A 26,377-nucleotide genomic window follows, 5' to 3' on the forward strand; every position below is an offset into this window, starting at 1 on the left:
GGTCAGGCCTTAGAGTAATCAGCCCGAAGCTTGGCGTCACCCGCGCCAAGGTTGGGTGGCGAAGGAGGAGCGATGACCGAGCCGGACGCGGTACAGGCGGTTTTCGAGGACCTGGGCGGTTATGGTGCCCTGCATCGACAGCAGGAGCAGGGTGGCGAGGGGCCTCTGGTTGGGCATTTGCAGCGCACCCATATTCAGCTGACGGCCATCGCCGTATTTGCCCGTAAAGGGCTCGGCGAGACCACGGTCAATGACCTGCTGGCCGCGGCCCAGGTGTCGCGGCGCACTTTCTACAAGTATTTCGAGAACAAGATGCAGGTCCTCGAAGGTATCTACCAGAGCGCCGTGGCGCTATTGCTGTCGCGCTTTATGGCCATGCAGAGCATGGCCGGTAGCCCCGAGGCCTGGCTGGGCGCCATGGTGGAGCGTTACTTCGACTATCACCTGGCGGTGGGGCCGATCATCCGTCTGATGCAGGAAGAGGCCCTGCGCACCGGCTCCCCTCTGGCTGCCCATCGCCAGCACGCCCATGCCGAGATGGCGCGACTGCTTGCCGAGCGCCTGCATGGCGATAGCCGTCAGCACGATCCGTTGACCTACCGGGCGTTGATCTGGGCGATGGAGGCGGCGTCCCTGGATCTGCTGGGGCGGGCGGCCAGTCGTGAGGAGATCGAGCAGGCCAAGCGCGTACTCAGCCAACTGCTGATTGCCTCCTTGTGTGGGGTGCGCGTCTCAACCTAGGTTGGGCGCCATACGGGCGCATCCATGATTTGATTGGGCGTCTGCCTATTTCAAAAACAACAATATCGAGGTGCCTGCATGTCTGCTTCCAGTCTTCCCTTTGCCTCTCCCCTGTCCAGCGGTGTGGCCGGCCTGGGCTTTGGCGCCTTGCCCCTGGAGCGACTCAAGGCGCGCTATGGCAACGCGACCGCCGGCTCGCGCTATATCGAACTGGATGGTTTCAATCTGCACTACCGCGATGAGGGCAGTCGCGACAAGCCGGCGCTGGTATTGATTCACGGCGTGGTCGCCTCGCTGCACACCTGGGACGACTGGCTGCCGGCCTTCGCCAAGGACTACCGGGTTATCCGCTTCGATGTGCCGGGTTTTGGCCTGACCGGTCCCGCCCGCGATGGCCAGTATTCCGCCGAGCGGATGATCAAGGTGCTGGGCATGCTGCTTGATTATCTGCAGGTCAAACAGGCCGCTCTGGTGGGCAACTCCCTGGGGGGCTATATCGCCTGGAACTTCGCCCTGGCGGAACCGGCGCGGGTGAGCAAGCTGGTCTTGATTGACCCGGCGGGTTACCCCATGCGCAAGGTGCCATGGATGATTGCCGCGGCGGCCTTGCCGGGTGCGACCCAGCTGATGCCCCTGTGGATGCCGCGAGCCCTGATCGCCCAGGGCATCAAGGAAGTTTATGGCGAGCCGGCGCGAATCAAGCCGGGTGTGGTGGATCGTTACTACGACCTGACCCGCCGCCCGGGCAATCGGCGGGCGATGATGGATATCTTCCGTGTTCTGCTGCAGGTCAATAAGCAGGAACTGCATGGTACGCCGGCGCGGGTGGCACAGATCCAGGCGCCGACGCTGCTGCTCTGGGGCGAGCGTGATCGTTGGATATCACCGCAGCATGTACCGCTCTGGCAGCGTGATCTGCCGGGTATTCAGGTCAAGACCTATCCTGGGGTTGGGCATATCCCCATGGAAGAGATTCCCCAGCAAAGTGCCGCTGATACCCTGCGTTTCCTGCAGGGTTAAGCGTACTGGCACGGCCAGTTGCACGTACCACCTCAGCGATTCAGGCCTGATCTTCGCAGCAGGTGGTGAGCCAGCCTGTGGCAGCTCTACCTGACGAGGCGAGCAAGGCGTGAACCCAAAATAAAAATGCCGCGCAGTGCGCGGCATTTTTATTGGTTGCGGTCTGTCAGTCGAACAGGCCGAAGGTCAGGTAGCTGAACCAGGAGCGCTTCTTGGTTTGCGGTTCCTCGCCCATCAGCTCGCGAGGGATCTGCTGCTCGGCGTCTTCGTACTGGCGGATCACGTCCTGGCTGGCGCGGGTCTCACCCGGTGGCAGCGGAGTATCGGTTTCGATCAGGCCCAGGGTGGCCTTGGCCAGCCAGGAGCGATCTTCATCACCACGCTCACGGGGTACGAACTGGCCAGTGGTGATGCTCGGGTGGTCCGGGTAGTTGAGTTTCAGGGTTTCCAGGCTGGTGGCAGCCAGGTCATCCAGGGTCAGGCGCTGGTAGGCCTCGACCATCAAGGCCAGGCCGTCGCCAACAGCCGGGGTTTCCTGGAAGTTTTCCACCACATAGCGGCCACGGTTGGCGGCGGCGACATAGGCGTTGCGGGTCAGGTAATACTGGCCGACATGCACTTCATAGGCGGCCAGCAGATTGCGCAGGTAGATCATGCGCTGCTTGGCGTCCGGGGCGTAACGGCTGTTGGGGAAGCGGCTGGTGAGCTGGGCGAACTCGTTATAGGAGTCGCGGGCAGCACCTGGATCGCGCTTGGTCATGTCCAGCGGCACGAAACGGGCGACAAGGCCACGGTCCTGATCGAAGGACGCCAGGCCCTTGAGGTAGTAGGCGTAATCGACGCTAGGATGCTGCGGATGCAGGCGGATAAAGCGGTCGGCCGAGGATTTGGCGGCTTCCGGCTCGACGTTCTTGTAGTAGGCGTAGATCAGCTCCAGCTGAGCCTGTTCGGCATAGCGGCCGAAGGGGTAGCGGGATTCCAGGGCCTTGAGCTTGGCGATGGCACTGCCGTAGTTGCGGGTGTCCAGATCGGCCTGGGCCTGCTGGTAGAGCTCGGTCTCGCTCAGGTTTTCGTCGACCACGTGCTTGGAAGAGCAGGCGGTGGTGAAGGCGAGGATTGCGATCAGCAGCAGGTGTCTCACTTGCATGGCGGCTTGCGTCCCTGTGTCGGCGGCTGTCTTGAGCAAAGCCGTCCTGTTATGATGAGCGCCCCTGGAACCCCCCGGGGCAAAGACGCCGTATTTAACCACAAGCGTGTGGCCGAAACCAAAGCCTGCGCCCCCGCCGTTGCCGAGCATGTCCTCTATAAATAAGCAGACCATTGAACTGAACGCCGAGGTGCCCTATGAAATGGGCGGCCAGCGCCTCGACCAAGTCGCCGCACAGCTGTTCGCCGAGCACTCGCGTTCGCGCCTGTCTGCCTGGATCAAGGAGGGACGCCTGACGGTCGATGGTGCCGTGCTGCGTCCGCGTGACATTGTCCACGGCGGCTCGGTGCTGGCCCTGAAGGCCGAGCAGGAGGCCCAGGGCGAATGGGTGGCGCAGGATATAGCGCTGAATATCGTCTATGAGGACGAGCAGATCCTGGTCATCGACAAGCCCGCCGGTCTGGTGGTGCATCCGGCGGCCGGGCATGCCGACGGCACCCTGCTCAATGCCCTGCTGCACCATGTGCCGGACATCATCAATGTGCCGCGGGCCGGCATCGTTCATCGTCTGGACAAGGACACCACCGGGTTGATGGTGGTGGCCAAGACCATCGAGGCGCAGACCCGCCTGGTCGACCAGCTGCAGAAACGCACCGTCAGCCGTATCTACGAGTGCATCGTGATCGGCGTGATCACCGCCGGCGGCAAGATCGACGCGCCCATCGGCCGCAGCTCGTCGCAGCGCCAGCGCATGGCCGTGACCGACGGCGGCAAGCCGGCGGTCAGTCATTACCGGGTGCTGGAGCGCTTCCGCTCGCACACCCATGCCCGGGTCAAGCTGGAAACCGGGCGCACCCACCAGATTCGCGTGCACATGAGCCATGTCGGTTTTCCACTGGTGGGCGATCCGGTCTACGGCGGGCGTTTCCGCATTCCGCCCGCGGCCAGCCCGGGCATGGTGCAGGCGGTCAAGGAGTTCCCGCGCCAGGCCCTGCATGCGCGCTTTCTCGAACTGGATCACCCGCTGACCGGGCAGCGCATGAAGTGGGAGTCGCCGCTGCCGGAGGATTTCGTCTGGCTGCTGACCCTGCTGCGCCAGGATCGCGAGGCCTTTACCGGGTGAGTAACCGGGCACACGACTGGCTGGTGGCCGACTGGCCTGCGCCGGCCAGGGTCAGAACCTGCATCACCACCCGCAGCGGTGGTATCAGCCTGCCGCCCTACGACAGTTTCAACCTGGCCGAGCATGTGGGTGACGAACCCGCCAGCGTGGCCAAGAATCGCCAGCGCCTGCTCAGTCAGCTCGGTTGCAAGCCGGCCTGGCTGGAACAGGTGCATGGCATTGCCGTGGCTGCAGCCGATCCGGCCCAGGTGACGCAGGCCGATGCCAGCTGGACCGGCACGGCCAACCTGGCCAGTGTGGTGATGACCGCCGATTGCCTGCCCGTGTTGTTCTGCGACCGCGCCGGTACCCGGGTGGCGGCCGCCCACGCCGGTTGGCGCGGCCTGGCCGCTGGCGTGCTGGAAGCCACGTTGGCAGCCATGGTCGTGCCGCCCGAGGATGCGCTGGTGTGGCTTGGTCCGGCCATCGGTCCTGCGCATTTCGAGGTGGGGCCCGAGGTGCATGCCGCCTTTGTCAGCCAGCACGCCGAGGCTGTAGAGGCCTTCCGGCCCAGTGCCAACCCCGGCAAGTACCTGGCCGACCTCTACCAGCTGGCACGTATCCGCCTGGCCGCCCGCGGCGTGACGGCCGTATATGGTGGCGGGTTGTGCACCTACAGCGATGCGCGCTTCTACTCTTACCGCCGTTCGGCGCAGACCGGACGCTTTGCCAGCCTGATCTGGCTGGCCGGCTGAGGCTTCAGCGGCGCCGCCTGATCCAGATCAAGATCGGTTGCCTTGAAACTCGCACAATCATCCTCATCTAGTCTTCATCTCGCAGGCTTTCTGTATCAGGCGCGAATCAGGGCGCCGGCCTGCACTTACCTAGAGGGATGACTCTCCATGCGAATTGACCGTTTAACCAGCAAGCTGCAACTGGCCCTGTCCGATGCCCAATCCCTGGCCGTGGGCATGGATCACGCCGCCATCGAACCCTTACATCTGATGCAGGCGCTGCTCGACCAGCAGGGTGGCTCGATCAAACCCTTGCTGATGCAGGTGGGCTTTGATGTGGCCAGCCTGCGCAAGGCGCTGACCAGGGAGCTGGATCAGCTGGGCAAGATCCAGAGCCCCACGGGCGACGTGAACCTGTCGCAGGATCTGGCTCGCCTGCTCAATCAGGCCGACCGCCTGTCGCAGCAGAAGGGTGATCAATTTATTTCCAGCGAACTGGTCCTGCTGGCGGCCATGGATGAAGGCACCAAGCTGGGCAAGCTGCTGCTCGGCCAGGGTGTGAGCAAGAAGGCTCTGGAAAACGCCGTGGCCAACCTGCGCGGCGGCCAGGCGGTGAACGACCCCAATGTCGAGGAGTCGCGACAGGCCCTGGACAAGTATTGCGTCGACCTGACCAAGCGCGCCGAGGACGGCAAGCTCGATCCGGTGATCGGCCGCGACGACGAGATCCGCCGCACCATCCAGGTGCTGCAGCGGCGCACCAAGAACAACCCGGTGCTGATCGGCGAACCCGGCGTGGGCAAGACCGCCATTGCCGAGGGCCTGGCCCAGCGCATCGTCAACGGCGAAGTGCCCGATGGCCTCAAGGACAAGCGCCTGCTGGCCCTGGACATGGGCGCGCTGATTGCCGGCGCCAAGTTCCGAGGTGAGTTCGAGGAACGCCTCAAGGCGCTGCTCAATGAGTTGTCCAAGCAGGAAGGGCGCATCATCCTGTTTATCGATGAGCTGCACACCATGGTCGGCGCCGGCAAGGGCGAGGGCGCCATGGACGCCGGCAATATGCTCAAGCCGGCACTGGCCCGCGGCGAGCTGCACTGCGTGGGCGCCACCACCCTGGACGAATACCGCCAGTACATCGAGAAGGACGCGGCCCTGGAGCGGCGCTTCCAGAAGGTATTGGTGGATGAGCCGTCCGAGGAAGACACCATCGCCATCCTCCGTGGTTTGAAGGAACGCTACGAGGTGCACCACGGTGTGACCATCACCGACGGTGCGATCATCGCCGCGGCCAAGCTCAGCCACCGCTATATCACCGACCGTCAGCTGCCGGACAAGGCCATCGACCTGATCGACGAGGCCGCCAGCCGCATTCGCATGGAGATCGACTCCAAGCCCGAGGCCCTGGACCGTCTGGATCGCCGCCTGATTCAGCTGAAGATCGAGCGCGAGGCGCTGAAGAAGGAAGAGGACGAGGCCACCAGGAAGCGTTTTGCCAAGCTGGAGGAAGATATCGCCAAGCTGGAGCGCGAATACGCCGATCTGGAAGAGATCTGGAAGTCGGAAAAGGCCGAGGTGCAAGGCTCGGCGCAGATCCAGCAGAAGATCGAACAGGCCAAGGCCGACCTCGAAGCAGCAAGACGCAAGTCCGATCTGCAGCGCATGGCCGAGCTGCAGTACGGCATCATTCCGGACCTGGAGCGCAGCCTGCAGATGGTCGATCAGCACGGCAAGAGCGAGAACCAGCTGCTGCGCAACAAGGTCACCGATGAGGAAATCGCCGAGGTGGTGTCCAAGTGGACCGGTATCCCGGTGAGCAAGATGCTCGAAGGCGAGCGCGACAAGCTGCTGAAGATGGAAGGCCTGCTGCACCAGCGGGTGATCGGCCAGCACGAAGCGGTGGTGGCCGTGGCCAACGCCGTGCGCCGCTCCCGTGCGGGGCTCGCCGACCCCAACCGGCCGAGCGGCTCGTTCCTCTTCCTCGGCCCCACCGGGGTGGGCAAGACCGAGCTGTGCAAGGCCCTGGCCGAGTTCCTGTTCGATACAGAAGAAGCGCTGGTGCGCATCGACATGTCCGAGTTTATGGAAAAGCACAGCGTCGCTCGCCTGATCGGCGCCCCGCCCGGCTATGTCGGCTACGAGGAGGGCGGTTACCTGACCGAGGCGGTGCGCCGCAAACCCTACTCGGTGGTGCTGATGGATGAGGTGGAGAAGGCCCATCCGGACGTGTTCAACGTGCTGCTGCAGGTGCTCGAAGACGGTCGCCTGACCGACAGCCATGGCCGCACCGTGGACTTCAAGAACACCGTGATCGTGATGACCTCCAACCTCGGTTCGGCGCAGATCCAGGAGCTGGTCGGCGACAAGGAAGCCCAGCGCGCGGCGGTAATGGATGCGGTAGGCAGTCACTTCCGCCCCGAGTTCATCAACCGGATCGACGAGGTGGTGGTGTTCGAGCCCCTGGGCCGCGAGCAGATCGCCGGTATCGCCACCATCCAGCTGCAGCGTCTGCGCGGGCGTCTGGCCGAGCGCGAGCTGCGTCTGGAACTGTCCGATGAGGCGCTGGATAAGCTGGTGGCCGTGGGTTACGACCCGGTGTATGGCGCGCGTCCGCTCAAGCGGGCGATCCAGCGCTGGATCGAGAACCCCCTGGCCCAGCAGATCCTCGCCGGCAGCTTTGCCCCGGGCGCGGTGGTGCATGCCCAGGTGGAGGGTGAGGAGATCGTCTTCGTTTAAGTGGCACGCTCTGCTAAAACGCCCCGTTCGGTTTGCACCGAACGGGGCGTTTCTGTTTCGGCCTGCTAGAAAGGCTGCGCGCCAGCTTCGGCGCGAGACGCAACAGCCTCTAGAGATGCTGCAGCAGGATATCCAGGGCGGCGGCCTGCTCTTCGCTCAGGTCGATGATATGAAAGCCGGCCCAGCCGTGCTGGCCATCGGCGCCGGGACGGCTCCACAGGCAGTCGGCCACCAGCTGGATTTCCCCCACACCTTCGATCACCTGTTCGCTGACCAGGCGGCACTCGACCAGCTCGTCAGCGGCCAGCGGGGTGTCGCTGAACAGCATAAAACCGTCGCTGGACAGATCCACCACCCGTCCCAGGCGCCTGTGGCTGTGCAGTTCGAATACTTCAATATCCAGGTCGGTGCTGTGCCTGTCGTGCAGGCGACGCTCATCGCTCATGGGGCTTCCTTATGGCTCTCTGGGCTGCGTCCGGTGAAACGCTGCAATACCCGGTAGATGGCGTGCAGGGCGCGATCCACCAGGGGCGTATTGCGCTCCTCGGTGAGGATGCGGGCCTGGCCCTGCTCCAGTTCCTGGGCTAGCTGGTTCAGGGCTTTGACCGCCGCGCGCTGGCCGCCGTGATCGACAAACATATAGTTGTGGGTGGTGGGACTGAACCAGGACAGCTTGAGCTGGCGTGGCTGATTGTTCTCGATAAATTCGAACCAGGTGCCGAACTCGATCCGGGTCAGCGCCTCACGCAGTTGCCGGGCTCGGGCCGAGAGGGCAGGGGACTGGTTGGGCCTTAGCAGGTGGGCATCTTCACCCAGCATGGCGCCTAGCGGGCTGTCCGCCAATGTGGGGGTGAGTTTGGCGGCCAGCTGGGGTTGTTGGGCCTGAACGGCGTGCTGGCAGGCCACCAGGTCCTGCAGCAGGCGGCGAATGCCGTCTTCATGGTAACCGCCGAGCAACTGCAGGCCCTTGCGTAGATCCTCCAGCAAGGCCACGCGCAGGCCCTGCAGACGTTTCTGGCCGGCGCTGTCCAGGGCCGTGCCGCTCCAGGCCAGTTGCTCGGCCACTTCGCAGGCGCGTTGCCATTGTGGGTGCTGCTCGCCCTGGCGTAGCAGGACAAAGACCAGGACATCAGTCCAGGTCAGTTCCAGAAAGTTGCGGATAATGCTGGGCGGATGGCGCCCTTCAAGGCACTGGCTGATGACTTCGGTGGCGCGTTGGCGTGCGCCCAGCAACTTGTCGCGGCCCTTGGCCGCCTCCACGGCGCGGCGCTCGCGCAGCTCGACCTTGTGCCTGAGCGTGGCGACAAAGTCGTCGAACTCCTGCAGCAGGCTGTCGAACAGCTGCAGGTCACCGCTGAAGGCATGGATGATCCGCTCCACCACCCAGTGCATCTTGCCCAGCAGGCCGCGCTCGTCGCCTTCGCCGCCATAGAGTACGCCGGCCTGGGCCATGGCATTGAGCAGGCGGCGGGCCGGGTGATGGTGTTGGGTAAACAGCGCCTTGTCCTGCAGGGCGACCTTCAGGTAGGGCGTATGCAGGTGAGAAAGGATGGTCTTGCAGCTGTCCGGGAGATTTTCGTCGTCGAGAATAAAGTCGAACAGCATGCCAACCAGGTCGATGACATCGGTTTCCTGTTCGCTCAGTTTTTGCTGGCCCGGGCGGGCGCTGTGGGCTTCTAGTTGCGCTTGTAGATTGGCCTTGAGGCTTTCTACCTGTTGAGGGTGCTGCAGGTGCTGCGCCAGTTCCTGGGCGGCTTGTTGCTGCAGGCGATCGAGGGCATCGAGCAGCTCGCTGGCACTGTAGCTATGGGTGGCGCCACTGGGATTGAAGCTGGCCATGCTGCGACTATTGCCCGGTAGCGGGCTGTCCGGTGCGCTCTGGCGGCGCTCGCTGAGCAGGGCCGCGAGACTGCCCAGCAGCTGGGCCGGATCACTGGGCGGTGGGCCGTTGAGCTCGGGCGCCGGGGCATGCGGCTGGGTAACTGCCGGTCTCTCGGCTGGCTCGGCCGGGCTGTCGCTGCGGGCTGGGCGGGCCGGGCTGGTGCTGGCTTGCACCCGATATTTCAGGTTGGGCAGGATGCCGGCATCGATCAGTTGCTGGTTGAGCTCGATATAGAGCGCATCCAGGCCCTGCATGACATAACGATCAAACAGGCCGTAGAGAATAATCCTGATCCGCAGGGGGAAGGGCATTGGCGCCAGGCTGTCACGGAAGGCCTGGGCGATGACCTGGGGGCCGAAGGGGTTGCTGTCTTCGCTCAGTTTCTGTCCGTTGTTGAGCAGGGCCAGACGCTGCTCCAGGGTGAACAGGGTCTGGGCGCAGCGAGCCTTGACCCGGCTCACCATATGAATGATCTGCAGGCTTTCCTCGTAGTCCTCGTTCTGGACCAGCGCCATCTGCTCGGCATCCAGTGGTGCGGCGTGAGGGGCGGGCTGCAGGCGGCCTTCAAGAAACGCGTTGAGGTTGTGGGAGATCTTCTGGTGGTAGCTGCGTTCAATCTGCGGTCGCTGTTTGCGGATCTCGCGCATATTGTCGAAGAACAGATTCTGCAGCTGATTGTTCTCGGCCTTTTCCGCGCATTCGAACAGGCTGTCGTCGACCTGGCCGAAGACGCGGCCAAGCTGCTCGGCCAGTTTATTCATGACCAACTGGCGGCAACGCTGGACCAGCTCGCCATGGCGGGGCTGGATAATACGGTTGGCAAGCTTGTGGGGTGTGTCGGGTGGCGTGCCCTGAGTGCTCATAACCTGTCCTGGGTAAACCTTAGGGTTGGCGCGCCCTGCGCGAGGCAAGCAACGCTGGTACATATAGCAGCTTGCTTGAAGGCTGCAAATCATTGTCATAAAAGCAATTTAAGGGGTTGACAGGGCGTTCTGGAAACGTAAAATGGCGCGCCTCTGATACGGGAAACGCTTCACGGCAAAGCCCGCAACAGAGTGAAAGATGCTACGTTCCGCGATAGCTCAGTCGGTAGAGCAAATGACTGTTAATCATTGGGTCCCTGGTTCGAGTCCAGGTCGCGGAGCCAATCTTTCCATCGGGGTATAGCGCAGTCCGGTAGCGCGCCTGCTTTGGGAGCAGGATGTCGGGAGTTCGAATCCCCCTACCCCGACCATTTCAGGGTCGTTAGCTCAGTTGGTAGAGCAGTTGGCTTTTAACCAATTGGTCGTAGGTTCGAATCCTACACGACCCACCAACACAAAAAACCCGCCTAGATGGCGGGTTTTTTCTTGCCTGAGATTTACTTGCGTACCGCGCCATGCAACAGCGGCCCGCCATTTGGCGGGGCCGCTGTCAGGTTCAGTGCAGCTTGAGGCGCGGCTCGGTGCTGCGCCCGATGCGGTCGGAAAGCATCATCAGCAGGGTGCGGGTCATACCGTACAGGGCGATCTGGTGCATGCGGTACAGCGACACATAGAACATGCGCGCCAGCCAGCCCTCCAGCATCACGCTGCCGGTCAGGTTGCCCATCAGGTTGCCCACCGCGGAGAAGGTCGACAGCGAGATCAGCGAACCGTAGTCGCGGTAGCGATACTCCGGCAGCGGTTTGCCCTCGATGCGCAGCTTCAGCGACTTGGCCAGCATGGAGGCCTGCTGGTGTGCTGCCTGGGCCCGGGGCGGGACGTTGCGGCCATCTTCGCCGGGTTGCGGGCAGGCGGCGCAGTCACCGAAGGCAAAGATGGCGTCGTCGCGGGTGGTCTGCAGGGTCGGCCGCACCTGCAGCTGGTTGATGCGGTTGCTTTCCAGGCCATCGATGTCCTTGAGAAAGCCAGGCGCGCGGATGCCGGCGGCCCACACCTTGAGGCTGGCCGGGATTACCTGGCCCTGGGCGGTGTGCAGGGCGTCACGGGTCACCTGGCTGACTGCCGCGCCGGTGAGCACGGTGACGCCGAGCTTTTCCAGAGTCTGGTGCACCGGCTTGCCGATACGCTCGGGCAGGGCCGGCAGGACCCGCGGGCCGGCTTCGATCAGGGTGATGCGCATGTTTTCCGGGCGGATGCTGTCCAGGCCGTAGGCCGCCAGTTCGTGGGCGGCGTGATGCAGTTCGGCGGCCAGTTCGACCCCGGTGGCGCCGGCCCCGACTATGGCCACGCTGATCTGCTCGGTGCTGTCGCCCTGGCCGGCGTGGGCGCGCATATAGTGATTGAGCAACTGCTGGTGGAAGCGCTCGGCCTGGGCGCGGGTGTCGAGGAACAGGCAGTGTTCGGCGGCACCTGCGGTACCGAAGTCATTGGTGGTGCTGCCCACGGCGATCACCAGGCTGTCATAGCCCAGACGGCGCTCGGGCATCAGCACTTCGCCCTGCTCATCCAGGGTGGCGGCCAGGGTGATCTCGCGGGCAGCGCGATCCAGGCCACACATGCGCCCCAGCTGGAATTCGAAATGGTTCCACTTGGCCTGGGCCACGTAGTTCAGTTCGTCTTCCGAGGAGTTCAGCGAGCCGGCTGCCACTTCGTGCAGCAGGGGTTTCCAGATATGGGTCAGGTTGGCATCAATCAGGGTGATTTGCGCCTGGCCACGTTTACCCAGGGTTCTACCCAGGCGGGTAGCCAACTCCAGGCCGCCGGCGCCGCCGCCGACTATCAGGATGCGATGGGACATTTGACACTCTCACAAGGCTTTTAGAAAAGCAGGGCGAGCGGTTCTGGGCGAGCGCGAAGCAGCTCATAGCACCAGACTGCTCAGAAGACGGCTCAGCAGGCCCATGCCGATTACCACGACGATGATCAGGGTAAGCAGCAGCCAGACCCGAAACGGCTGGCGTTCAACCTGATGCTGCGGTGCGCTCAGGTACTGATCTACACGCTGCTGGTCTTCCGGGCTCAGTCGGCTGGTCATGCATACCTCGAATGGCGGGCGGGCTTGGGCTTTAGGCTAGGCATTCTAGCAGGCCCCGGCTCAGGGGGCTTACAGGGGTTCGACAGTCAGTTGCTGGTTGAGACGGATGATGCCCCCCTGCAGGACACGTGCGGTGATGCCGCCATGGCCGCGCATGGCCTGGAAGGTGCCAGGCCCCAGGCGTTCTTCCAGCTTGTGGCAGGGCTGGCACCAGCCGGTGGTTTCCAGTACGGCCTGGCCGATGCGAAAGCGCCGGCCCTTGAGGCTGAACAGGTTGATCCCGCTGATCGCCAGATTGCGCCGCAGGTCTCTGGGGTGCAGCAAATGTTTGCCCTCACGGCCAAGCAGGGCATTGATCACCGCCAGATGTTCCCACTGGATCAGCGTGACCTGGCGGGCGTTGCGCGGCCCCGGTCGGCTGTGATCGCCGGTCAGGCCGGCTTCGCGGCGTGCTTCCACCGCCTCCAGTTCCAGCATCTCGGCGCGCGCCTCCGGGCGCACGCCGATCCAGCGCACCAGGCCCTGTTGCGGCACCGTCGCCAGCAGTTCCTGCAGCGGGCTCACAGGCTGATCCCGATATCGAACAGCAGGGTGCGGCCCAGGTTGGCCCGCAGAAAGTCCGGGGCGTCGGGGTGGGCGAGCAGCACCCGGGCAAAGGTTGGCCCCACCATCGACAGCGAGCGCCAGCCCTGGCGCAGGTACTCGGTGGGCGGTGGGAAGTGGCTGTTGAAGTCGGCCACTGCCCGTTTCAGGCTGACAAAGGCGACCAGATCCAGCTCGCCCAGATCCAGGCCGCGTTCGGTGTAGTTGTGCGCCTTCTTGCGCAGGGTCGGCGCCAGGCGCTGCTGCAGCTCGCCCAGGGGGATGCGCCTGGGCTTGATCTCGCGGCGTACCAGTTGGCTCAGGGAAAAGGCACTGCGCCTGCGCTCCAGCTCGGCGCGCCATTCATCATTGAGGCGGCGCCCCTCGTCGAGAACGAAGAACACCTCGAAGTTGGCCTCACGGAACAGCACATCCGGCGGCTCCTGGCCGGCGGCGCTGAAGTCTTCCAGGCGGTGATGCACGTTGAGGGCCTGCAGCAGGCGCTGGCAGACCCAACGCTCGCGTTCCCATTTGCGCGCATTGGAGAGAAAGGCATTGGCTTGTTCGGCCTGGTGGGTGAGCAGGCGCAGGTAGTCGGAGTCGTCCATGGCCACAGCTTAGCCCGCAGCCTATGGCCCTGGGTAGGGTTTGATCAGCGTGGCAGCCGGTCGCATGGGGTTTGCTCAAGGGCGCGCTAGACTGGTTGCCTGTGATTGCTGGAGTCCTGCCGATGATAGGCGCCGAACTGCTGTCCCCTCTCAGCCAATGGAGTGCCTGGCTGTTTTATGGGCCGTTGCTGGGCTGGGCGTTATGGCGCACGCCCTGGCTGCAGCTGATCAGCGATGTGCGCCGTCAGCACCTGCTGTTTGCCACGGTGGTGGGGCTGGTGCTGCTGTGGCTGGTGCGGCGCGATTTCGAGTCGGGACTGTCCTATCACTTTATCGGCATGACCGTGGTGACCCTGCTGCTGGACTGGCCTCTGGCGATCCTGGCCGGTTTTGCCGCACAGCTGGCGATGGTCGCCCTGGGGCGCCAGGACCTGGCCGCCCTAGGCGTCAACGGCCTGCTGCTGGTGTTGGTTCCGGTGCTGGTCACCGAGCTCTGTGCGTTGTGGGTGGAGCGGCGGCAGCCGCGCAATCTGTTTGTCTATATCTTCTGCAGCGGCTTTTTCGCGGCGGCACTGGCAACCCTGGCCAGCCTGTTGCTGGGGCTGGGCATTCTGATGGTCGACGGCATCTGGGGCGCGCCGCCCTGGCTGGCGGATTTTGTAGGCTACCTGTGGCTGGTGATGTTTCCCGAGGCCTTTATCAACGGCATGCTGGTCACCGCCCTGGTAGTGTTTCAGCCGGGCTGGCTGGAAACCTTCAACCGCACCCGCTATCTCTCGGCACCGTGGAAGGATGAGCGCGATTGAACGGGGTGATGCCCGGGTGTTCAGCCCTGTGATCGCGGCGCCGGGTTTGATCCAGGTCAAGCGCTGCCTGTTTCTGCCTGGCAGGCTCAAAGTCCATCAACCGGGAGGACGCAGCATGGGTGCATACGATTGGGCACGGCAGCAGCTGGAACAGAGCCTGCAGCAGGCTGAAGAGCAGGGTATCGAGCCGCTGCTGGCGTTACGCGTGCTGCTCAGCGAGGTGGTGCAGCGCAGCAAGGCGCTGCGTCCGGCGGCGGATCTGGCCGCCGAGCTGCAGTTTCTCGCCGACAATCTGGATGATGAGCGTGATTACGCCTTTATGCGGCCGTAAAACACGGTGGGGCGTATGGGCGATCCGGGCCCCTTGAGCGCCAGCAAGCTGGCGCCGGCAGGGGCTGCTTGGCTCAGGCGACTAATGCTGGCGCGGCGGCAGTTCGCCGGAAAACACATCGTCTTCCAGCGGGTCGCCGGGAATGGCGTGCTCTTCGGACGCCCAGGCGCCCAGGTCGATCAGCTTGCAGCGCTCGCTGCAGAAGGGCCGGTTGGGGCTTTGCGGGCCCCATTCGACCGGGGCGCCGCAGGTGGGGCAGGCGACGGTGGTGGGCGCGCTCATGCTTGGCCTCCTTTCAGGGTCAGATAGAAATGGTGCAGACGCTCGACTTCGTTTTGTAGCCAGCCCAGGTCGCGGTCGTTGCTGAGTACGTCGTGGGCATGGCGCAGGCGTTCCTCGCGGCTGGCCTGGGCCTTGAGAATGGCCTCGACCTGCTCGCTGGAACTCTGATCACGGACCATGGTGCGCTCAATCTGCAGCTGCTCGGGGGCATCCACCAGCAGCACACGCTGGGTCATGCGGTGCTGGCCGGATTCGATCAGCAAAGGCGACACCAGAATGGCGTAGGGTGATTCGGCGCGGGCCAGGTACTGGCTGATCTCCACCCCGATCAGCGGGTGCAGCAGGGCCTCCAGCCAGCGCCGTTCGGCAGGGTCGGCAAACACTCGCTGGCGCAGGGCGGTGCGGTCCAGCTGGCCATCGGCCTGCAGCACCTGTTCACCAAAGTGTTCGACTATCTTGGCCAGGGCCGGACGGCCCGGTTCCACCACCCAGCGGGCGGCATGGTCGGCATCCACCAGGTGTACGCCGCGCTCGATAAAACACTGGGCCACGGCACTCTTGCCGCTACCGATGCCGCCCGTCAGGCCAAGAATCCAGGGTTTCATGCAGTCAGTCGCGCTCATCAGCCAGGCAATGGGCCGATGATTCTAAACCAGTAAAACGCTGCCGGGGCGGCAGAGGGGTAAACGAGGGCGTGATTCAGCCTTTGCTTAGGGCCGCGAGCTGTTTTTTATGGGTGGCCGCGGCGGTCATGTCGTAGATCACCACGCAGATATGCTCCACCTCGCCAGTGGAGCCACCCAGTGGCAGCAGGGTGACGTTCTGGTACATAAAGTCTTCCTGGCCGGTGATCGGCTGGTAGTTCTTGAAGTGCATCAGGTAGGGGCGCTGTTCCCACAGGCTGAAGGCGCGGGTGCCCAGGGCCACCACGGTGTCGACCTTGCGCCGCAGCCAGGTTTCGTCGATTTCGCTGAACAGGCTGAACAGGGTCTTGCCGTGCACTTCGTCCGGGCCCATGCCGGAGTGATTTTCCATAAAGCTGTTCCACACCTCGACCCGGTACTGGCGGTCGAGCACGATCACACCCACGTCGATGCACTGGACGATATCCAGCAGCCAGTGGACTTCCTTTATATCGATCTGTGCAGGCATGGGCGTTCCGCCTAGTTCATCAGGTAGTTGAGCTTGTGGGTCAGGCGCTTGATCGAGTCTTCGGTAAACAGCAGCAGCAGATCGAAGTGGATGCTGTGGGCCTCCAGGCTGTAGCTCACTTCGATGGCCAGGGTCTTTTTCCAGCGGGTCTGGTTGAGGTGAATCAGCCGCTCGATGGAGGCGTGCTGGCCGAGCAGCATGGGGTGGCCCTGGGAAAAGCGCACATCGATCTGCTCGGCGATACCGGCCAGGCAGGCCCCGGTGAGGATACTGGCCAGATCCAGGAGCATTTCCGAGGTCTGGGTGTCGTCCTTCGGTTGCCAGCCCAGCAGCTTGGCCATATCCGCCACTTCCGAGTCATGGAACAGCAGCAGCGCCTCGCCGGCAATGCCGTCGCCGATAAAGCCCTGGCACACCGCGCTGAGGCGTTCGCCGCGCATGGCATCGGTCAGGGTCATATGCAGTTCACTGACCTCGAAGATATTCACCTGGGGCACCGGCAACTGCACGAACACCCCCAGCACCTTGGCCAGCAGGGCGGCCGCGCGGCCCATGGCGACGTTGGTCACCTCGCGCAGGGCGTCGCGGAAATTGACTTTCAGTTCATCCAGCAGCGCCGCCTGGGCCATGGCGCCGGGGGTGGCCCTGGGGGCGAACAGACCGAGCTCCAGCAGGGTGCTGCGCAGGATTTCCGGGTCGGCGGGCTTCTTGATAAATGCCAGGGCACCGAGGGCCTTGACCCGGCGCACGGCCTCGTCCTGCACATCGCCGGAAACCACGATGACCTTGCAGGCCAGGCCTTCATCACGCAGCGCGGCAAGGGTTTCATAGCCATCCAGTACCGGCATGGTCAAATCCAGCAACATGATCTGGCCCAGCCCCTGGCGCAGCGCAGCCAGGGCTTCCTCGCCATTGCTGGCCTGGCTGATGGTCACCGGCCATTCCGGCGGCAGGGCACGAATCAACTGCTTGCGCGCCATATTCGAGTCGTCGCAGACCACTAGTGGAATCACAGCTGGGGAATACCTTTACGCGTGGAAAGACGCCGCTCTGGGGCGGTTTTTTCCAGCATAGTCGCTCGCGCGGGGCTGTGGCGGCTTATTCGGCCTGCTGTTTGAGCCAGCCGAGGATGCCCTGAGCAGCACGGCGGCCGCTGGCAAAGCAGGCGGTCAGCAGGTAGCCGCCGGTGGGGGCTTCCCAGTCGAGCATTTCCCCGGCGCAGAAGGTGCCGGGCAGGGCCTTGAGCATCAGGCCCGCATCCAGCTGCTCCAGGGGCACGCCGCCGGCCGTGCTGATGGCTTCATCCAGGGGGCGGGGGCGGATCAACTCGATGGGCAGTACCTTGATCGCCCTGGCCAGCTGCATGGGATCGTTGAAGGCATCCTTGTTGGCCAGCTCGCGCAGCAGCGCTGCCTTGACGCCGTCGATACCGGCCTGGCGATGCAGGTGCTTGGCCATGGACTGGGAGCCGCGCGGCTTGCCCAGGGCGGCTTGCAGTTTGTTCAGGGGCGTCTGCGGCAGCAGATCAAGCTGCACGGTGGCGCGGCCATGCCGGTTGATGGTTTCTCGGATCGCCGCTGACAGGGCGTAGACCAGGCTGCCCTCGATACCCGTGGCGGTGAGGACAAACTCGCCCAGCCGTGGCGACTCGCCGGCTAGGCACAGGCTGACATTCTTCAGCGGCGCGCCGGCGAACTTGTCCTGCAGAAAAGGGCTCCAGGCCGCTACATCGAAACCGCAGTTGCTCGCCTGCAGGGGTGCAATCGCTACACCACGGGCTTGCAGCAGCGGCACCCAGGCGCCATCGGAGCCCAGCCGCGCCCAGCTGGCGCCGCCCAGGGCCAGCAGGGTGGCAGCGGCCTTGACCGCCTGTTCGCCACTGGGGCCGCTGATGCGCAGGGCACCTTCAGCGTTCCAGCCCAGCCAGCGATGCCGGGTGTGGATGCGCACGCCCAGTTCGCGCAGGCGCTTGAGCCAGGCGCGCAGCAGCGGCGCGGCCTTCATATCGGTGGGAAACACCCGGCCCGAGGTGCCGACAAAGGTGTCGATGCCCAGGCCGTGAATCCAGGCGCGCAGGGCCTCGGCATCGAAATCCGCCAGCCACTCGGTCATCTTGTTCTGGCGCGCGCCATAGCGGGCGATAAAGGCCGGCTTGGCTTCTGAGTGGGTGATATTCATGCCGCCGACCCCAGCCAGGAGGAACTTGCGTCCCACCGAGGGCATGGCGTCGTAAAGCTCGACCCGCGCGCCGCCCCGGGCCAGCACCTCGGCCGCCATCAACCCGGCGGGGCCGCCGCCGATAATGGCAACACAGGGAGCAGGTTTGGGCGTGGTCAGGGTCATGGCTGGATCGGCAGGCTATGGAGGCTGGGCATTCTACCCGAGCATGCCACGGCCTTGTTATTTGCTCCGGCATAGGGCAGTTTCGGCTTGAGACCCTTATGAACTGGAGCCCTTTATGTCTGACCTCTACCCCAGCATCGACCCCGACGGCCTGATCGAATATTCGGTGGTCTACACCGACCGCTCTCTCAACCATATGTCGCAGTCGTTCCAGGGCGTAATGAAGGCTATCTCCAGCACCCTGAAGCAGGTCTACAACGCTCACGCCGTGGCGGTGGTGCCCGGTAGCGGCACCTATGGCATGGAAGCGGTGGCGCGGCAGCTGGCCACTGACCAGAAGTGCCTGGTGATCCGCAATGGCTGGTTCAGCTACCGCTGGACGCAGATTTTCGAGATGGGCCGCATTCCTTCGGAAGCCATTGTGCTGAAAGCTCGGCCGGTGGCCGAAGGCAGCCAGGCGGCTTTTGCCCCGCCGCCGCTGGGTGAGGTGCTGGCCACCATCGCCGCGGAAAAGCCCCAGGTGGTCTTCGCCCCCCATGTGGAAACTTCCTCGGGGATGATCCTGCCGGATGATTATCTGCGCGCGGTAAGTGATGCGGTGCATGCGGTGGGCGGCCTGTTTGTGCTCGACTGCATCGCCTCCGGCACCCTCTGGGTGGATATGCAGGCCTGCGGCATCGACGTGCTGATCAGCGCCCCGCAGAAGGGCTGGAGCGCCTCGCCCTGCTGCGCCCTGGTGATGCTGAGCGAAGCCGCCCAGGCGCGGGTTGAAACCACGCAAAGCAGCAGCTTTGCCTGCGACCTGAAAAAGTGGCTGCAGATCATGCAGGCCTACGAGCAGGGCGGCCACGCCTACCACGCCACCATGCCCAGCGATGCCCTGGCGCGTTTTCGCGATGCCATGTGCGAGGCCGAAGCCATCGGTTTTGCTAAGGTGCGCGAGCAACAGCAGGAACTGGGTGAGCGGGTACGCGCGCTGCTGGCCGCTCGCGGCTTCAAGAGCGTCGCGGCCAAGGGCTTCGAAGCGCCCGGGGTAGTGGTCTGCTACACCGACGATGCACAGATCAAGAACGGCGCCAAATTCGCCGCCCAGGGCCTGCAGATCGCCGCCGGCGTACCGCTGCAGTGCGACGAGCCGGCGGATTTCCAGACCTTCCGCCTGGGCCTGTTCGGCCTGGACAAGCTGGGCAATATCGAACGCAGCGTGGCGACCCTGGAGCAGGCGCTGGATAAGGTGCTGGCGGGTTAGGGGTTATTACTCCGGCGCGCTGCTGGCGCTGTCCAGCGCGCGTAACAGGGCGTAGGCCGCCTCGATTCTGGCGGCATTGGGGTAGTTCTTGTTGGCCAGCAGCACCAGGCCCAGTTGCTGGCTGGGCACAAACAGGGCATAGGCGCCAAAGCCGCCGGTGGAGCCGGTCTTGTTGAACAGGCTGTCGCCCGGCGCGAACTCGGGCGGTAGCAGGCGTTTGGCCGGTTGCGCCTCCAGAACCATGGCCGGGCTGTTGCCGGCCTGCAGGCGTTCCAGGCTGATCGGGTAGGGGTAACGCTCCCAGCCGAGGCCCTGGGTCATCTCGCCGATACGGTAGTAACCGGTCTGGGTGATGGCGATGGCGCGCTGCAGCTCAATGCTCAGGCCTGCAGGGTTCAGGTTGGCCTGAATAAAACGCAGCATGTCCCTGGCATTGGTTTTTACCCCGTAGGCTTCGGCATCCAGCATGCCCGGGGTAACCCGTAGCGGCTGATTCTCTTTGCTGTAGCCGTAGGCATAGCGCGGCATCTGCTGATCCGGCACCTGGATATAACTGTGTTGCATGCCCAGGGCCGGGAACAGGGTGCCTTGCATCAGACTGGGGAATGGCTGACCCATGCTGCGGGCGGCGAGAAAACCAAGCAGGCCGATGCTGGGATTGGAATAGCGCCGATACGTGCCGGGGCTATGTTCGGGCTGCCACTGGCGGTAATAGGCAAGCAGGCTGGCCGGGTCGGTCACGCTGTCAGGAAACTGCAGCGGCAGCCCGCCGGCGGTGTAGGTGCCGAGATCAAGCAGGCTGGCCTGTGCCAGCGGGCTGCCTTGCAGTTCGGGCCAGTGCTGGCCGGCGCGGTCATTCAGGGTCAGCTTGCCGGTGCTCTGGGCCAGGGCGGCCAGGGTGGCGGTAAGGGGTTTGCTCAGCGAGCCGATCTCGAACAGGGTGTCGCGGGTGACCGGCTGCCGGTCGTCCAGGCGCGCCATGCCGTAGTTGAAGTAGTGCGCCTGACCGTTATGGCTGATGGCCACGGCCATACCGGGGATATCGTATTCCTTCATCACCGGACGGATGGTTTCGTCCACCAGCGACTGCAGTCTGTCTGTTGCCTGGGCTGTGGTGCAGGCGGCGAATGCGAGTGCGGCCAGCAGTGGCTTGAGTCTTCCGTGCATAGGGTGAAGTTCCTGATGGGTGGGGGTGGGCGATAGGACAGCTCGCGGGCCGATTTTATCCCAGCCCGCGTGCCTGCCAGAGTCTGGCCGCGCTGTGATGCAGGATGCCGTGGCGTTTGGCCAGGGCCATGCGGTCCTTGTCGTAGCCACCGCCAATCAGCCCGACTACGGGTATATCGCGGCCCAGGCAGTGGTCGAGTACGGCCTCATCGCGGGCGGCAATGCCGGCATCGGTGAGGTTGAGGTAGCCCAGGGCGTCGTCCTGGTGCACATCCACACCGGCGTCATACAGCACGATATCCGGCTGGTACAGGGCCAGCAGGTAGTTCAGGGTATCGTCCACCACCTTGAGGTAGTCGGCATCGCCCATGCCCCTGGGCAGGGGGATATCCCAGTCGCTGGCGGCCTTGCGCGCCGGGTAGTTCTTCTCGCAGTGCAGGGACACGGTGACGGCCTGCGGGGTGTCCTGCAGCAGGCGTGCGGTGCCGTCGCCCTGGTGCACGTCACAGTCGAAGATCAGCACCCGCTGGGCCTTGCCGCTGGCCAGCAGGTACTGGCTGATCACCGCCAGGTCATTGAAGATGCAGAAGCCGGCCGGATGATCGTAGTGCGCATGGTGGGTGCCGCCGGCCAGATGGCAGGCCAGGCCGTGCTGCAGAGCCTGTTCGGCGGCCAGCAGCGAGCCGCCCACGGCGCGCACGGTGCGCCGGGCCAGGGGCTCGCTCCAGGGCAGGCCCAGGCGGCGCTGTTCCTCATGGCCCAGCTCGCCGCTGGCAAAACGCTGGATATAGGCCGGGCAGTGGGCCAGGGCCAGTACCTCGGATGGGCACAGCTCGGGGCGCAGCAGCTCGGCGTCCGTGCACAGGCCGCTGTCCACCAGGTGATCACGCAGCAGGCGAAACTTCTCCATGGGGAAGCGATGAGTGGCCGGGAAGGGCGGGCTGTAGTCGTCGTGGTAGACCAGCGGCAGGCGCATGCTGTCAGGCTCGGGTGGTAGGGCTGGAAGTATGGCGAGGGCACCTGGCTCGCTCAAGCCCAGCGGTCTATTGGCTAAAATGCTGCCATTATTGTCCGCACCATCGTTCAGTCGGGCCGACAAAGCGCGGCAAAGCCTTTACCATCTCGCCCCCAGCCCGCGCGTTAACAGGAGAGCATGCATGAGTCAGGTGTTGGATGAGTTGGTCGCCCTGCTGACCCTGGAAACCATCGAGGAAAACCTCTTTCGCGGGGTCAGCCAGGACCTGGGCTTTCGTCAGCTGTTTGGCGGCCAGGTACTCGGCCAGTGCGTTTCGGCCGCCAGCCAGACGGTGGATGCCGCGCGCCATGTGCATTCCATGCATGGTTACTTTCTGCGCCCGGGTGACGCCAGCCTGCCCATCGTCTATCAGGTGGATCGGGTGCGCGATGGCGGCAGCTTCAGCACCCGCCGGGTGACGGCGATCCAGAAGGGCCAGCCGATCTTTACCTGCAGTGCCTCGTTCCAGTTCGACGAGGAGGGTTTCCATCACCAGAACAGCATGCCCGAGGTGCCGGGGCCGGAGGAATTGAAGTCGGAAACCGAACTGGCGCGCATGGTTGAGCAACTGATTCCCGAGCGAATGCGCGAGCGCGCCACCAGCGACAAGCCCATCGAAATCCGCCCGGTGACCCTGATCAACCCTTTCGCGCCCAAGGCCTGCGAGCCGGTCAAGCATGTCTGGTTCCGCGCCGCCGGGGCCCTGCCGGACGAGCCGCAACTGCACAAGCTGCTGCTGGCCTACGCCAGCGACTTCAACCTGCTGACCACCTCGATGCAGCCCCACGGCGTGTCGGTGTTCCAGAAATTCATGCAGGTGGCCAGCCTCGACCATGCGCTGTGGTTCCACGCCGACCTGCGCATGGACGACTGGCTGCTGTACAGCATGGACAGCCCCTGGGCCGGCAACGCCCGCGGCTTCTCCCGCGGCAGCATCTTCAACCGTCAGGGTCAGCTGGTGGCCTCGGTGGCCCAGGAAGGCCTGACGCGCGTGCGTGAGGATTGGAAGTGAGCCTACGCAGCGCGAAGCACTGGGTGTTCGATATGGACGGCACCCTGACCCTGGCGGTACACGACTTCGAGGCGATCAAGCGGGCCCTGGAAATTCCTCTGGAAGACGACATCCTCGGCCATCTGGCGGCCCTGCCCGAGGCGGTGGCGGCGGCCAAGCATGCCTGGTTGCTGGAGCATGAGCGCGAGCTGGCCCTGGCCGCCGAGCCGGCACCTGGAGCGATTGAGCTGGTGCGCGAGCTGCACGGCCGCGGTTGTCGCCTCGGCATCCTCACTCGCAATGCCCATGAGTTGGCGCTCTTGACCCTGCGCGCCATCGGCCTGGATGACTGCTTTGCCGTGGCGGATGTGATCGGCCGTGACGAAGCGCCGCCCAAGCCCGATCCCGGCGGCCTGCTGCACCTTGCCAGCACCTGGCAGGTGGTGCCGAGCGAGCTGGTGATGGTGGGCGACTACCGCTTCGACCTGGAATGCGCCCGTGCTGCCGGAGCGCGCAGCGTGCTGGTCAACCTGGAAGAAAACCCCTGGCCGGAACTGGCTGATCATTTCGCCGTGGATTGCCGCGCCTTGCACCAGCTGCTGTAGGGTGGATGGCGCTCTATCCATCCACCACAGGGGTGCAATGGGTGGATGGGTGAAGCGTCATCCACCCTACGGGGTCTTCTCCTTATGACAGCAGCCGGACTCCAGATCCTTGAGGATCGGGCAGTCCGGGCGGTCGTTGCCCTGGCAGCTGTCCATCAATTCCCGCAGGGTGTCGCGCAGGCCGCTTAATTCGGCGATCTTGCGCTCCAGTTCGGCGATATGCCCGGCGGCCAGCGCCTTTACGTCGGCGCTGGCGCGCTGGCGGTCCTGCCACAGGGTCAGTAACTGGCTGACCTCGGCCAGGGAAAAGCCCAGATCCCGGGAGCGCTTGATAAAGGCCAGGCGATGCAGATCCTGCTGGCTGTACTGGCGATAACCGCTGTCGGTGCGCCCGGCGGCGGGCAGCAGGTCGATGCTTTCGTAGTAGCGGATCATCTTGGCGCTCAGGCCGGTTTTCTTTGCCGCTTGGCCGATATTCATGGGTTGACTCCACTTCGGGCTTTGGGCTTCCAGGTTTTCAGCAACAAGGCATTGCTCACCACGCTGACGCTGGAGGCCGCCATGGCCGCGCCGGCCAGCATGGGGTTGAGCAGCCCGGCGGCGGCCAGGGGAATGCCGATCAGGTTGTAGGCGAAGGCCCAGAACAGGTTCTGGCGGATCTTGTTGTAGGTGCGCCGGCTGATATCCAATGCAGCCGCCACCAGGCGCGGGTCACCGCGCATCAGGGTGATGCCGGCAGCGTGCATAGCCACATCAGTCCCGCTGCCCATGGCGATGCCCACATCGGCCGCAGCCAGGGCGGGGGCGTCGTTGATGCCATCGCCAACCATGGCCACCACGGCATCCTGGCGCAGCCGGTTGATCAGCGCCGCCTTGTCTGCCGGCAGCACTTCGGCATGGGCCTGATGAATGCCCAGGGCCTGGGCCACTGCCTGCACGCTGCCGCGGTTGTCGCCGCTGATCAGATGGCTGTCGATACCCTGCGCGCTGAGGGCTGCAATGGCCTCCAGGGCGCCTTCCTTGAGGGTGTCGCCAAAGGCGAACAGGCCCAGCACCCGGGGTTCCGGCGCCAGTTCCAGCAGCCAGGACAGGGTACGCCCCTCGGCCTCCCAGGCCCTGGCTTCATCGAGCAGCACCTGATTCTGCAGCCAGTGCTCTTCCAGCAGGCGCTTGTTGCCCAGGGCCAGTTGCCGCTCGCCGACCTGTCCGGCAATACCGCGCCCGGCCAGGGCTTTGCTATGGCTGACCGCTGGCAGGTCCAGTTGCTGCTCACTGCAGGCATCCAGCACCGCCTTGGCCAACGGGTGTTCGCTACCCAGTTGCAGGGCACCGGCCAGTTGCAGCAGTTGTGCGCTGTTGTCATCCACGGCGCGCAGGTGGGCGATACGCGGTGCGCCCGAGGTCAGGGTGCCGGTCTTGTCGAAGGCCACCCGGGTCACCCCATGGGCGATCTCCAGGGCTTCGGCGTCCTTGATCAGAATACCGTGGCGCGCCGCCACCCCGGTGCCGGCCATGATCGCCGTGGGCGTGGCCAGGCCCAGGGCGCAGGGACAGGCGATCACCAGTACCGCCACGGCATTGAGCAGTGCGGTTTCCAGGCCGGCGCCCAGCAGTAACCAGATCAGCAGGGTGGCCAGGGCGATCAGCAGCACCGCCGGGACAAACACCTGGCTGACCCGATCCACCAGCTTCTGGATCGGCGCCTTGGCCGCCTGGGCGTCCTCCACCAGGCGAATGATCCGCGCCAGCACGGTTTCCGCGCCCAGGGCCGTGGTTTCTACCAGCAGGCGACCTTCGCCGTTGATGGCCCCGGCGGTGACCTTGTCGCCGGGCTGCTTGGGTTGGGGCAGGCTCTCGCCGCTGATCAGAGCCTCGTCGGCATGGCTCTGGCCATCGCGTACCGTGCCGTCCACCGGAAAGCGTTCGCCGGGCTTGATCACGATCAGGTCAGCCAATTGCACCTCGCTCAGGGCCACCCATTGCTCGACGCCATCGCGCAGACGCAGGGCGCGTTCCGGGCGCAGCGCCTGCAGGGCACGAATGGCGCTGCTGGTCTGGCGCTTGGCGCGGCTTTCCAGGTATTTGCCGAGCAGGATCAGGCTGATGATCACCGCCGAGGCCTCGAAATACAGGTGCGGCATGCTGCCTGTCGGGGCCTGCGCCCACTGATACAGGCTCAGGCCATAGGCGGCGCTGGTGCCGATGGTCACCAGCTGGTCCATATTGCCGGCGCGGGCGCGCAGGGCGCTCCAGGCCGCGCGGTAGAAGCGCGCACCGAAGACGAACTGCACCGGCGTGGCCAGGGCAAACTGCAGCCAGGCCGGCAGCATCCAGTGCAGGCCGAAAGGCTCGACCAGCATCGGCACCACCAGCGGCAATGTCAGCAGCAGGGCCAGGCCCAGGGCCCAGCGTTCGTGCAGCAGATGGGCCTGCGGCTCGGCCTCTGCGGGGATAGCTGAATCCGGCCGACTGGCGCTGTAGCCGGCCTGCTGTACCGCCGTGATCAGGGCTTGCGGATCGCTGCCGCGCAACACCTGCAGCCGGGCCCGCTCATTGGCCAGATTGACGCTGACCGAGAGCACGCCGGGTTGTTTGCTCAGGGCGCGCTCGATACGTCCGGCGCAGCTGGCGCAGGTCATTCCGCCGATAACCAGCTCCAGGTTCTCGCTGGGCACTTGGTAGCCGGCCGATTCAATTGCTTGCACCAGAGGCGCCAGATCCCCGTTCGCGCTCTGCACACGGGCCTTTTCGCTGGCCAGATTGACGTTGACACTGGCCACCCCAGGTACCTGACCGAGGGCGCGCTCGACACGGCCGGCGCAACTGGCGCAAGTCATGCCGCTAATGGGTAGATCAAAGGTGACAGGGCTGGACATGATGGCTCTCCATTGAACTCCGGCACAGGATCAACCTTGCCATATGGGTAAGG

The 26,377-nt window shown here is 64.5% G+C and carries 26 protein-coding genes and 3 tRNA genes; 13 read left to right on the forward strand and 16 right to left on the reverse strand.

All coding sequences use genetic code 11. From position 1 onward, the window contains the following. Window positions 1-72: 72 nt before the first annotated feature. Complete coding sequence (locus tag GJV18_RS06165) at window positions 73-741, forward strand: TetR/AcrR family transcriptional regulator (RefSeq protein WP_160343824.1); 669 nt, start codon at window positions 73-75, stop codon at window positions 739-741. Window positions 742-819: 78 nt separating this feature from the next. Continuing rightward, the gene (locus GJV18_RS06170) at window positions 820-1,761 is read left to right on the forward strand and encodes an alpha/beta fold hydrolase (RefSeq protein ID WP_160343825.1); all 942 of its coding nucleotides are present in this window, start codon (window positions 820-822) and stop codon (window positions 1,759-1,761) included. 166 nt (window positions 1,762-1,927) lie between these two features. Here the strand turns inward: GJV18_RS06170 and GJV18_RS06175 are convergent, their stop codons facing one another. After that, window positions 1,928-2,908, reverse strand: a complete 981-nt coding sequence (locus tag GJV18_RS06175) for an outer membrane protein assembly factor BamD (protein WP_160343826.1) — start codon at window positions 2,906-2,908, stop codon at window positions 1,928-1,930. Window positions 2,909-3,056: 148 nt separating this feature from the next. Here GJV18_RS06175 and rluD point away from each other — a divergent pair, with 148 nt between their 5' ends. The 3 genes from rluD to clpB all read left to right on the forward strand — a co-directional run bounded on the left by rluD (window position 3,057) and on the right by clpB (window position 7,477). Further along, the gene (gene rluD, locus GJV18_RS06180) at window positions 3,057-4,031 is read left to right on the forward strand and encodes a 23S rRNA pseudouridine(1911/1915/1917) synthase RluD (protein ID WP_160343827.1); all 975 of its coding nucleotides are present in this window, start codon (window positions 3,057-3,059) and stop codon (window positions 4,029-4,031) included. Then, entirely contained in the window at window positions 4,028-4,765 is a 738-nt protein-coding gene (pgeF, locus tag GJV18_RS06185; RefSeq protein ID WP_160343828.1) for a peptidoglycan editing factor PgeF, read from the forward strand. The genes rluD and pgeF overlap by 4 nt, the downstream gene beginning before the upstream one ends. 147 nt (window positions 4,766-4,912) lie before the next feature. Beyond that, the gene (gene clpB, locus GJV18_RS06190) at window positions 4,913-7,477 is read left to right on the forward strand and encodes an ATP-dependent chaperone ClpB (protein ID WP_160343829.1); all 2,565 of its coding nucleotides are present in this window, start codon (window positions 4,913-4,915) and stop codon (window positions 7,475-7,477) included. Between the two features lie 109 nt (window positions 7,478-7,586). On the opposite strand, the gene GJV18_RS06195 is transcribed toward clpB, so the two are convergent. Together GJV18_RS06195 and GJV18_RS06200 are read right to left on the reverse strand one after the other, a co-directional pair. Next, a complete protein-coding gene (locus tag GJV18_RS06195) occupies window positions 7,587-7,922 on the reverse strand; it encodes a PilZ domain-containing protein (RefSeq protein WP_160343830.1) in 336 nt (111 codons plus the stop codon). Further along, complete coding sequence (locus GJV18_RS06200) at window positions 7,919-10,222, reverse strand: DUF1631 domain-containing protein (protein ID WP_160343831.1); 2,304 nt, start codon at window positions 10,220-10,222, stop codon at window positions 7,919-7,921. The genes GJV18_RS06195 and GJV18_RS06200 overlap by 4 nt, the downstream gene beginning before the upstream one ends. A 208-nt stretch (window positions 10,223-10,430) precedes the next feature. Between GJV18_RS06200 and GJV18_RS06205 the strand changes: the two genes are divergently transcribed. The 3 genes from GJV18_RS06205 to GJV18_RS06215 all read left to right on the forward strand — a co-directional run bounded on the left by GJV18_RS06205 (window position 10,431) and on the right by GJV18_RS06215 (window position 10,674). Continuing rightward, a tRNA-Asn gene (locus GJV18_RS06205) sits at window positions 10,431-10,506 on the forward strand. A 10-nt stretch (window positions 10,507-10,516) separates the two neighbouring features. Further along, window positions 10,517-10,593, forward strand: a tRNA-Pro gene (locus tag GJV18_RS06210). A 5-nt stretch (window positions 10,594-10,598) separates the two neighbouring features. Beyond that, window positions 10,599-10,674 (forward strand) — tRNA-Lys (locus GJV18_RS06215). Window positions 10,675-10,778: 104 nt separating this feature from the next. Here the strand turns inward: GJV18_RS06215 and GJV18_RS06220 are convergent. From GJV18_RS06220 to GJV18_RS06235, 4 genes are all read right to left on the reverse strand, one after another. After that, a complete protein-coding gene (locus GJV18_RS06220; RefSeq protein WP_160343832.1) occupies window positions 10,779-12,080 on the reverse strand; it encodes an NAD(P)/FAD-dependent oxidoreductase in 1,302 nt (433 codons plus the stop codon). A 63-nt stretch (window positions 12,081-12,143) separates the two neighbouring features. Further along, window positions 12,144-12,317 (reverse strand): DUF3094 family protein, encoded by a 174-nt coding sequence (locus GJV18_RS06225; protein ID WP_160343833.1) that lies wholly within the window; start codon window positions 12,315-12,317, stop codon window positions 12,144-12,146. Window positions 12,318-12,386: 69 nt separating this feature from the next. Beyond that, a complete protein-coding gene (locus GJV18_RS06230) occupies window positions 12,387-12,881 on the reverse strand; it encodes an MOSC domain-containing protein (protein WP_160343834.1) in 495 nt (164 codons plus the stop codon). After that, complete coding sequence (locus GJV18_RS06235) at window positions 12,878-13,507, reverse strand: DUF1780 domain-containing protein (RefSeq protein WP_160343835.1); 630 nt, start codon at window positions 13,505-13,507, stop codon at window positions 12,878-12,880. Before GJV18_RS06235 ends, GJV18_RS06230 begins: the two co-directional genes overlap by 4 nt. 122 nt (window positions 13,508-13,629) lie before the next feature. Here GJV18_RS06235 and GJV18_RS06240 point away from each other — a divergent pair, with 122 nt between their 5' ends. Together GJV18_RS06240 and GJV18_RS06245 are read left to right on the forward strand one after the other, a co-directional pair. Then, window positions 13,630-14,313 carry an energy-coupling factor ABC transporter permease gene (locus GJV18_RS06240; RefSeq protein WP_160343836.1) on the forward strand — a complete coding sequence of 228 codons (684 nt, stop codon included), beginning with the start codon at window positions 13,630-13,632 and terminating at the stop codon, window positions 14,311-14,313. A 115-nt stretch (window positions 14,314-14,428) separates the two neighbouring features. Next, window positions 14,429-14,644 carry a hypothetical protein gene (locus GJV18_RS06245; protein ID WP_160343837.1) on the forward strand — a complete coding sequence of 72 codons (216 nt, stop codon included), beginning with the start codon at window positions 14,429-14,431 and terminating at the stop codon, window positions 14,642-14,644. An 81-nt stretch (window positions 14,645-14,725) separates the two neighbouring features. Here the strand turns inward: GJV18_RS06245 and yacG are convergent, their stop codons facing one another. From yacG to GJV18_RS06270, 5 genes are all read right to left on the reverse strand, one after another. After that, window positions 14,726-14,926, reverse strand: coding sequence for a DNA gyrase inhibitor YacG (gene yacG, locus GJV18_RS06250; protein ID WP_160343838.1), 201 nt, complete (start codon window positions 14,924-14,926; stop codon window positions 14,726-14,728). Continuing rightward, window positions 14,923-15,531, reverse strand: coding sequence for a dephospho-CoA kinase (gene coaE / locus GJV18_RS06255; RefSeq protein WP_160343839.1), 609 nt, complete (start codon window positions 15,529-15,531; stop codon window positions 14,923-14,925). Before coaE ends, yacG begins: the two co-directional genes overlap by 4 nt. A 94-nt stretch (window positions 15,532-15,625) precedes the next feature. Then, window positions 15,626-16,078 (reverse strand): PAS domain-containing protein, encoded by a 453-nt coding sequence (locus tag GJV18_RS06260; RefSeq protein ID WP_160343840.1) that lies wholly within the window; start codon window positions 16,076-16,078, stop codon window positions 15,626-15,628. Window positions 16,079-16,089: 11 nt separating this feature from the next. Further along, window positions 16,090-17,091: a response regulator gene (locus tag GJV18_RS06265; RefSeq protein WP_160343841.1), complete on the reverse strand. Its 1,002-nt coding sequence runs from the start codon at window positions 17,089-17,091 to the stop codon at window positions 16,090-16,092. A gap of 85 nt (window positions 17,092-17,176) precedes the next feature. Beyond that, window positions 17,177-18,421, reverse strand: a complete 1,245-nt coding sequence (locus GJV18_RS06270) for a TIGR03862 family flavoprotein (RefSeq protein ID WP_160343842.1) — start codon at window positions 18,419-18,421, stop codon at window positions 17,177-17,179. 115 nt (window positions 18,422-18,536) lie between these two features. Between GJV18_RS06270 and GJV18_RS06275 the strand changes: the two genes are divergently transcribed. Beyond that, entirely contained in the window at window positions 18,537-19,670 is a 1,134-nt protein-coding gene (locus GJV18_RS06275; protein ID WP_160343843.1) for an aminotransferase class V-fold PLP-dependent enzyme, read from the forward strand. A gap of 6 nt (window positions 19,671-19,676) precedes the next feature. On the opposite strand, the gene ampC is transcribed toward GJV18_RS06275, so the two are convergent. Beyond that, window positions 19,677-20,837 (reverse strand): class C beta-lactamase, encoded by a 1,161-nt coding sequence (ampC, locus tag GJV18_RS06280; protein WP_160343844.1) that lies wholly within the window; start codon window positions 20,835-20,837, stop codon window positions 19,677-19,679. Window positions 20,838-20,892: 55 nt separating this feature from the next. Continuing rightward, entirely contained in the window at window positions 20,893-21,813 is a 921-nt protein-coding gene (locus GJV18_RS06285; protein ID WP_160343845.1) for a histone deacetylase family protein, read from the reverse strand. A gap of 181 nt (window positions 21,814-21,994) precedes the next feature. Here GJV18_RS06285 and tesB point away from each other — a divergent pair, with 181 nt between their 5' ends. Beyond that, entirely contained in the window at window positions 21,995-22,864 is an 870-nt protein-coding gene (tesB, locus tag GJV18_RS06290) for an acyl-CoA thioesterase II (protein WP_160343846.1), read from the forward strand. Further along, window positions 22,861-23,448: an HAD family hydrolase gene (locus GJV18_RS06295; RefSeq protein WP_325065243.1), complete on the forward strand. Its 588-nt coding sequence runs from the start codon at window positions 22,861-22,863 to the stop codon at window positions 23,446-23,448. The genes tesB and GJV18_RS06295 overlap by 4 nt, the downstream gene beginning before the upstream one ends. 66 nt (window positions 23,449-23,514) lie before the next feature. Here the strand turns inward: GJV18_RS06295 and cueR are convergent, their stop codons facing one another. Beyond that, entirely contained in the window at window positions 23,515-23,928 is a 414-nt protein-coding gene (gene cueR, locus GJV18_RS06300; RefSeq protein ID WP_160343848.1) for a Cu(I)-responsive transcriptional regulator, read from the reverse strand. Further along, a complete protein-coding gene (locus GJV18_RS06305; RefSeq protein ID WP_160343849.1) occupies window positions 23,925-26,324 on the reverse strand; it encodes a heavy metal translocating P-type ATPase in 2,400 nt (799 codons plus the stop codon). Before GJV18_RS06305 ends, cueR begins: the two co-directional genes overlap by 4 nt. Window positions 26,325-26,377: the final 53 nt, after the last annotated feature.

Source organism: Pseudomonas xionganensis (assembly GCF_009763245.1).
Lineage (GTDB): Bacteria > Pseudomonadota > Gammaproteobacteria > Pseudomonadales > Pseudomonadaceae > Aquipseudomonas > Aquipseudomonas xionganensis.

Excerpts from the sequence above, each read along its gene's own strand:
- tesB (WP_160343846.1), top strand. The coding sequence starts at position 21,995 with ATGAGTCAGGTGTTGGATGAGTTGGTCGCCCTGCTGACCCTGGAAACC.
- GJV18_RS06285 (WP_160343845.1), bottom strand. The coding sequence starts at position 21,813 with ATGCGCCTGCCGCTGGTCTACCACGACGACTACAGCCCGCCCTTCCCG.
- coaE (WP_160343839.1), bottom strand. The coding sequence starts at position 15,531 with ATGAAACCCTGGATTCTTGGCCTGACGGGCGGCATCGGTAGCGGCAAG.
- GJV18_RS06225 (WP_160343833.1), bottom strand. The coding sequence starts at position 12,317 with ATGACCAGCCGACTGAGCCCGGAAGACCAGCAGCGTGTAGATCAGTAC.
- GJV18_RS06175 (WP_160343826.1), bottom strand. The coding sequence starts at position 2,908 with ATGCAAGTGAGACACCTGCTGCTGATCGCAATCCTCGCCTTCACCACC.
- GJV18_RS06200 (WP_160343831.1), bottom strand. The coding sequence starts at position 10,222 with ATGAGCACTCAGGGCACGCCACCCGACACACCCCACAAGCTTGCCAAC.
- clpB (WP_160343829.1), top strand. The coding sequence starts at position 4,913 with ATGCGAATTGACCGTTTAACCAGCAAGCTGCAACTGGCCCTGTCCGAT.
- GJV18_RS06165 (WP_160343824.1), top strand. The coding sequence starts at position 73 with ATGACCGAGCCGGACGCGGTACAGGCGGTTTTCGAGGACCTGGGCGGT.
- GJV18_RS06235 (WP_160343835.1), bottom strand. The coding sequence starts at position 13,507 with ATGGACGACTCCGACTACCTGCGCCTGCTCACCCACCAGGCCGAACAA.
- GJV18_RS06240 (WP_160343836.1), top strand. The coding sequence starts at position 13,630 with ATGATAGGCGCCGAACTGCTGTCCCCTCTCAGCCAATGGAGTGCCTGG.
- GJV18_RS06220 (WP_160343832.1), bottom strand. The coding sequence starts at position 12,080 with ATGTCCCATCGCATCCTGATAGTCGGCGGCGGCGCCGGCGGCCTGGAG.
- GJV18_RS06195 (WP_160343830.1), bottom strand. The coding sequence starts at position 7,922 with ATGAGCGATGAGCGTCGCCTGCACGACAGGCACAGCACCGACCTGGAT.
- yacG (WP_160343838.1), bottom strand. The coding sequence starts at position 14,926 with ATGAGCGCGCCCACCACCGTCGCCTGCCCCACCTGCGGCGCCCCGGTC.
- GJV18_RS06170 (WP_160343825.1), top strand. The coding sequence starts at position 820 with ATGTCTGCTTCCAGTCTTCCCTTTGCCTCTCCCCTGTCCAGCGGTGTG.
- GJV18_RS06275 (WP_160343843.1), top strand. The coding sequence starts at position 18,537 with ATGTCTGACCTCTACCCCAGCATCGACCCCGACGGCCTGATCGAATAT.
- ampC (WP_160343844.1), bottom strand. The coding sequence starts at position 20,837 with ATGCACGGAAGACTCAAGCCACTGCTGGCCGCACTCGCATTCGCCGCC.
- rluD (WP_160343827.1), top strand. The coding sequence starts at position 3,057 with ATGTCCTCTATAAATAAGCAGACCATTGAACTGAACGCCGAGGTGCCC.
- GJV18_RS06245 (WP_160343837.1), top strand. The coding sequence starts at position 14,429 with ATGGGTGCATACGATTGGGCACGGCAGCAGCTGGAACAGAGCCTGCAG.
- GJV18_RS06270 (WP_160343842.1), bottom strand. The coding sequence starts at position 18,421 with ATGACCCTGACCACGCCCAAACCTGCTCCCTGTGTTGCCATTATCGGC.
- GJV18_RS06305 (WP_160343849.1), bottom strand. The coding sequence starts at position 26,324 with ATGTCCAGCCCTGTCACCTTTGATCTACCCATTAGCGGCATGACTTGC.
- cueR (WP_160343848.1), bottom strand. The coding sequence starts at position 23,928 with ATGAATATCGGCCAAGCGGCAAAGAAAACCGGCCTGAGCGCCAAGATG.
- GJV18_RS06260 (WP_160343840.1), bottom strand. The coding sequence starts at position 16,078 with ATGCCTGCACAGATCGATATAAAGGAAGTCCACTGGCTGCTGGATATC.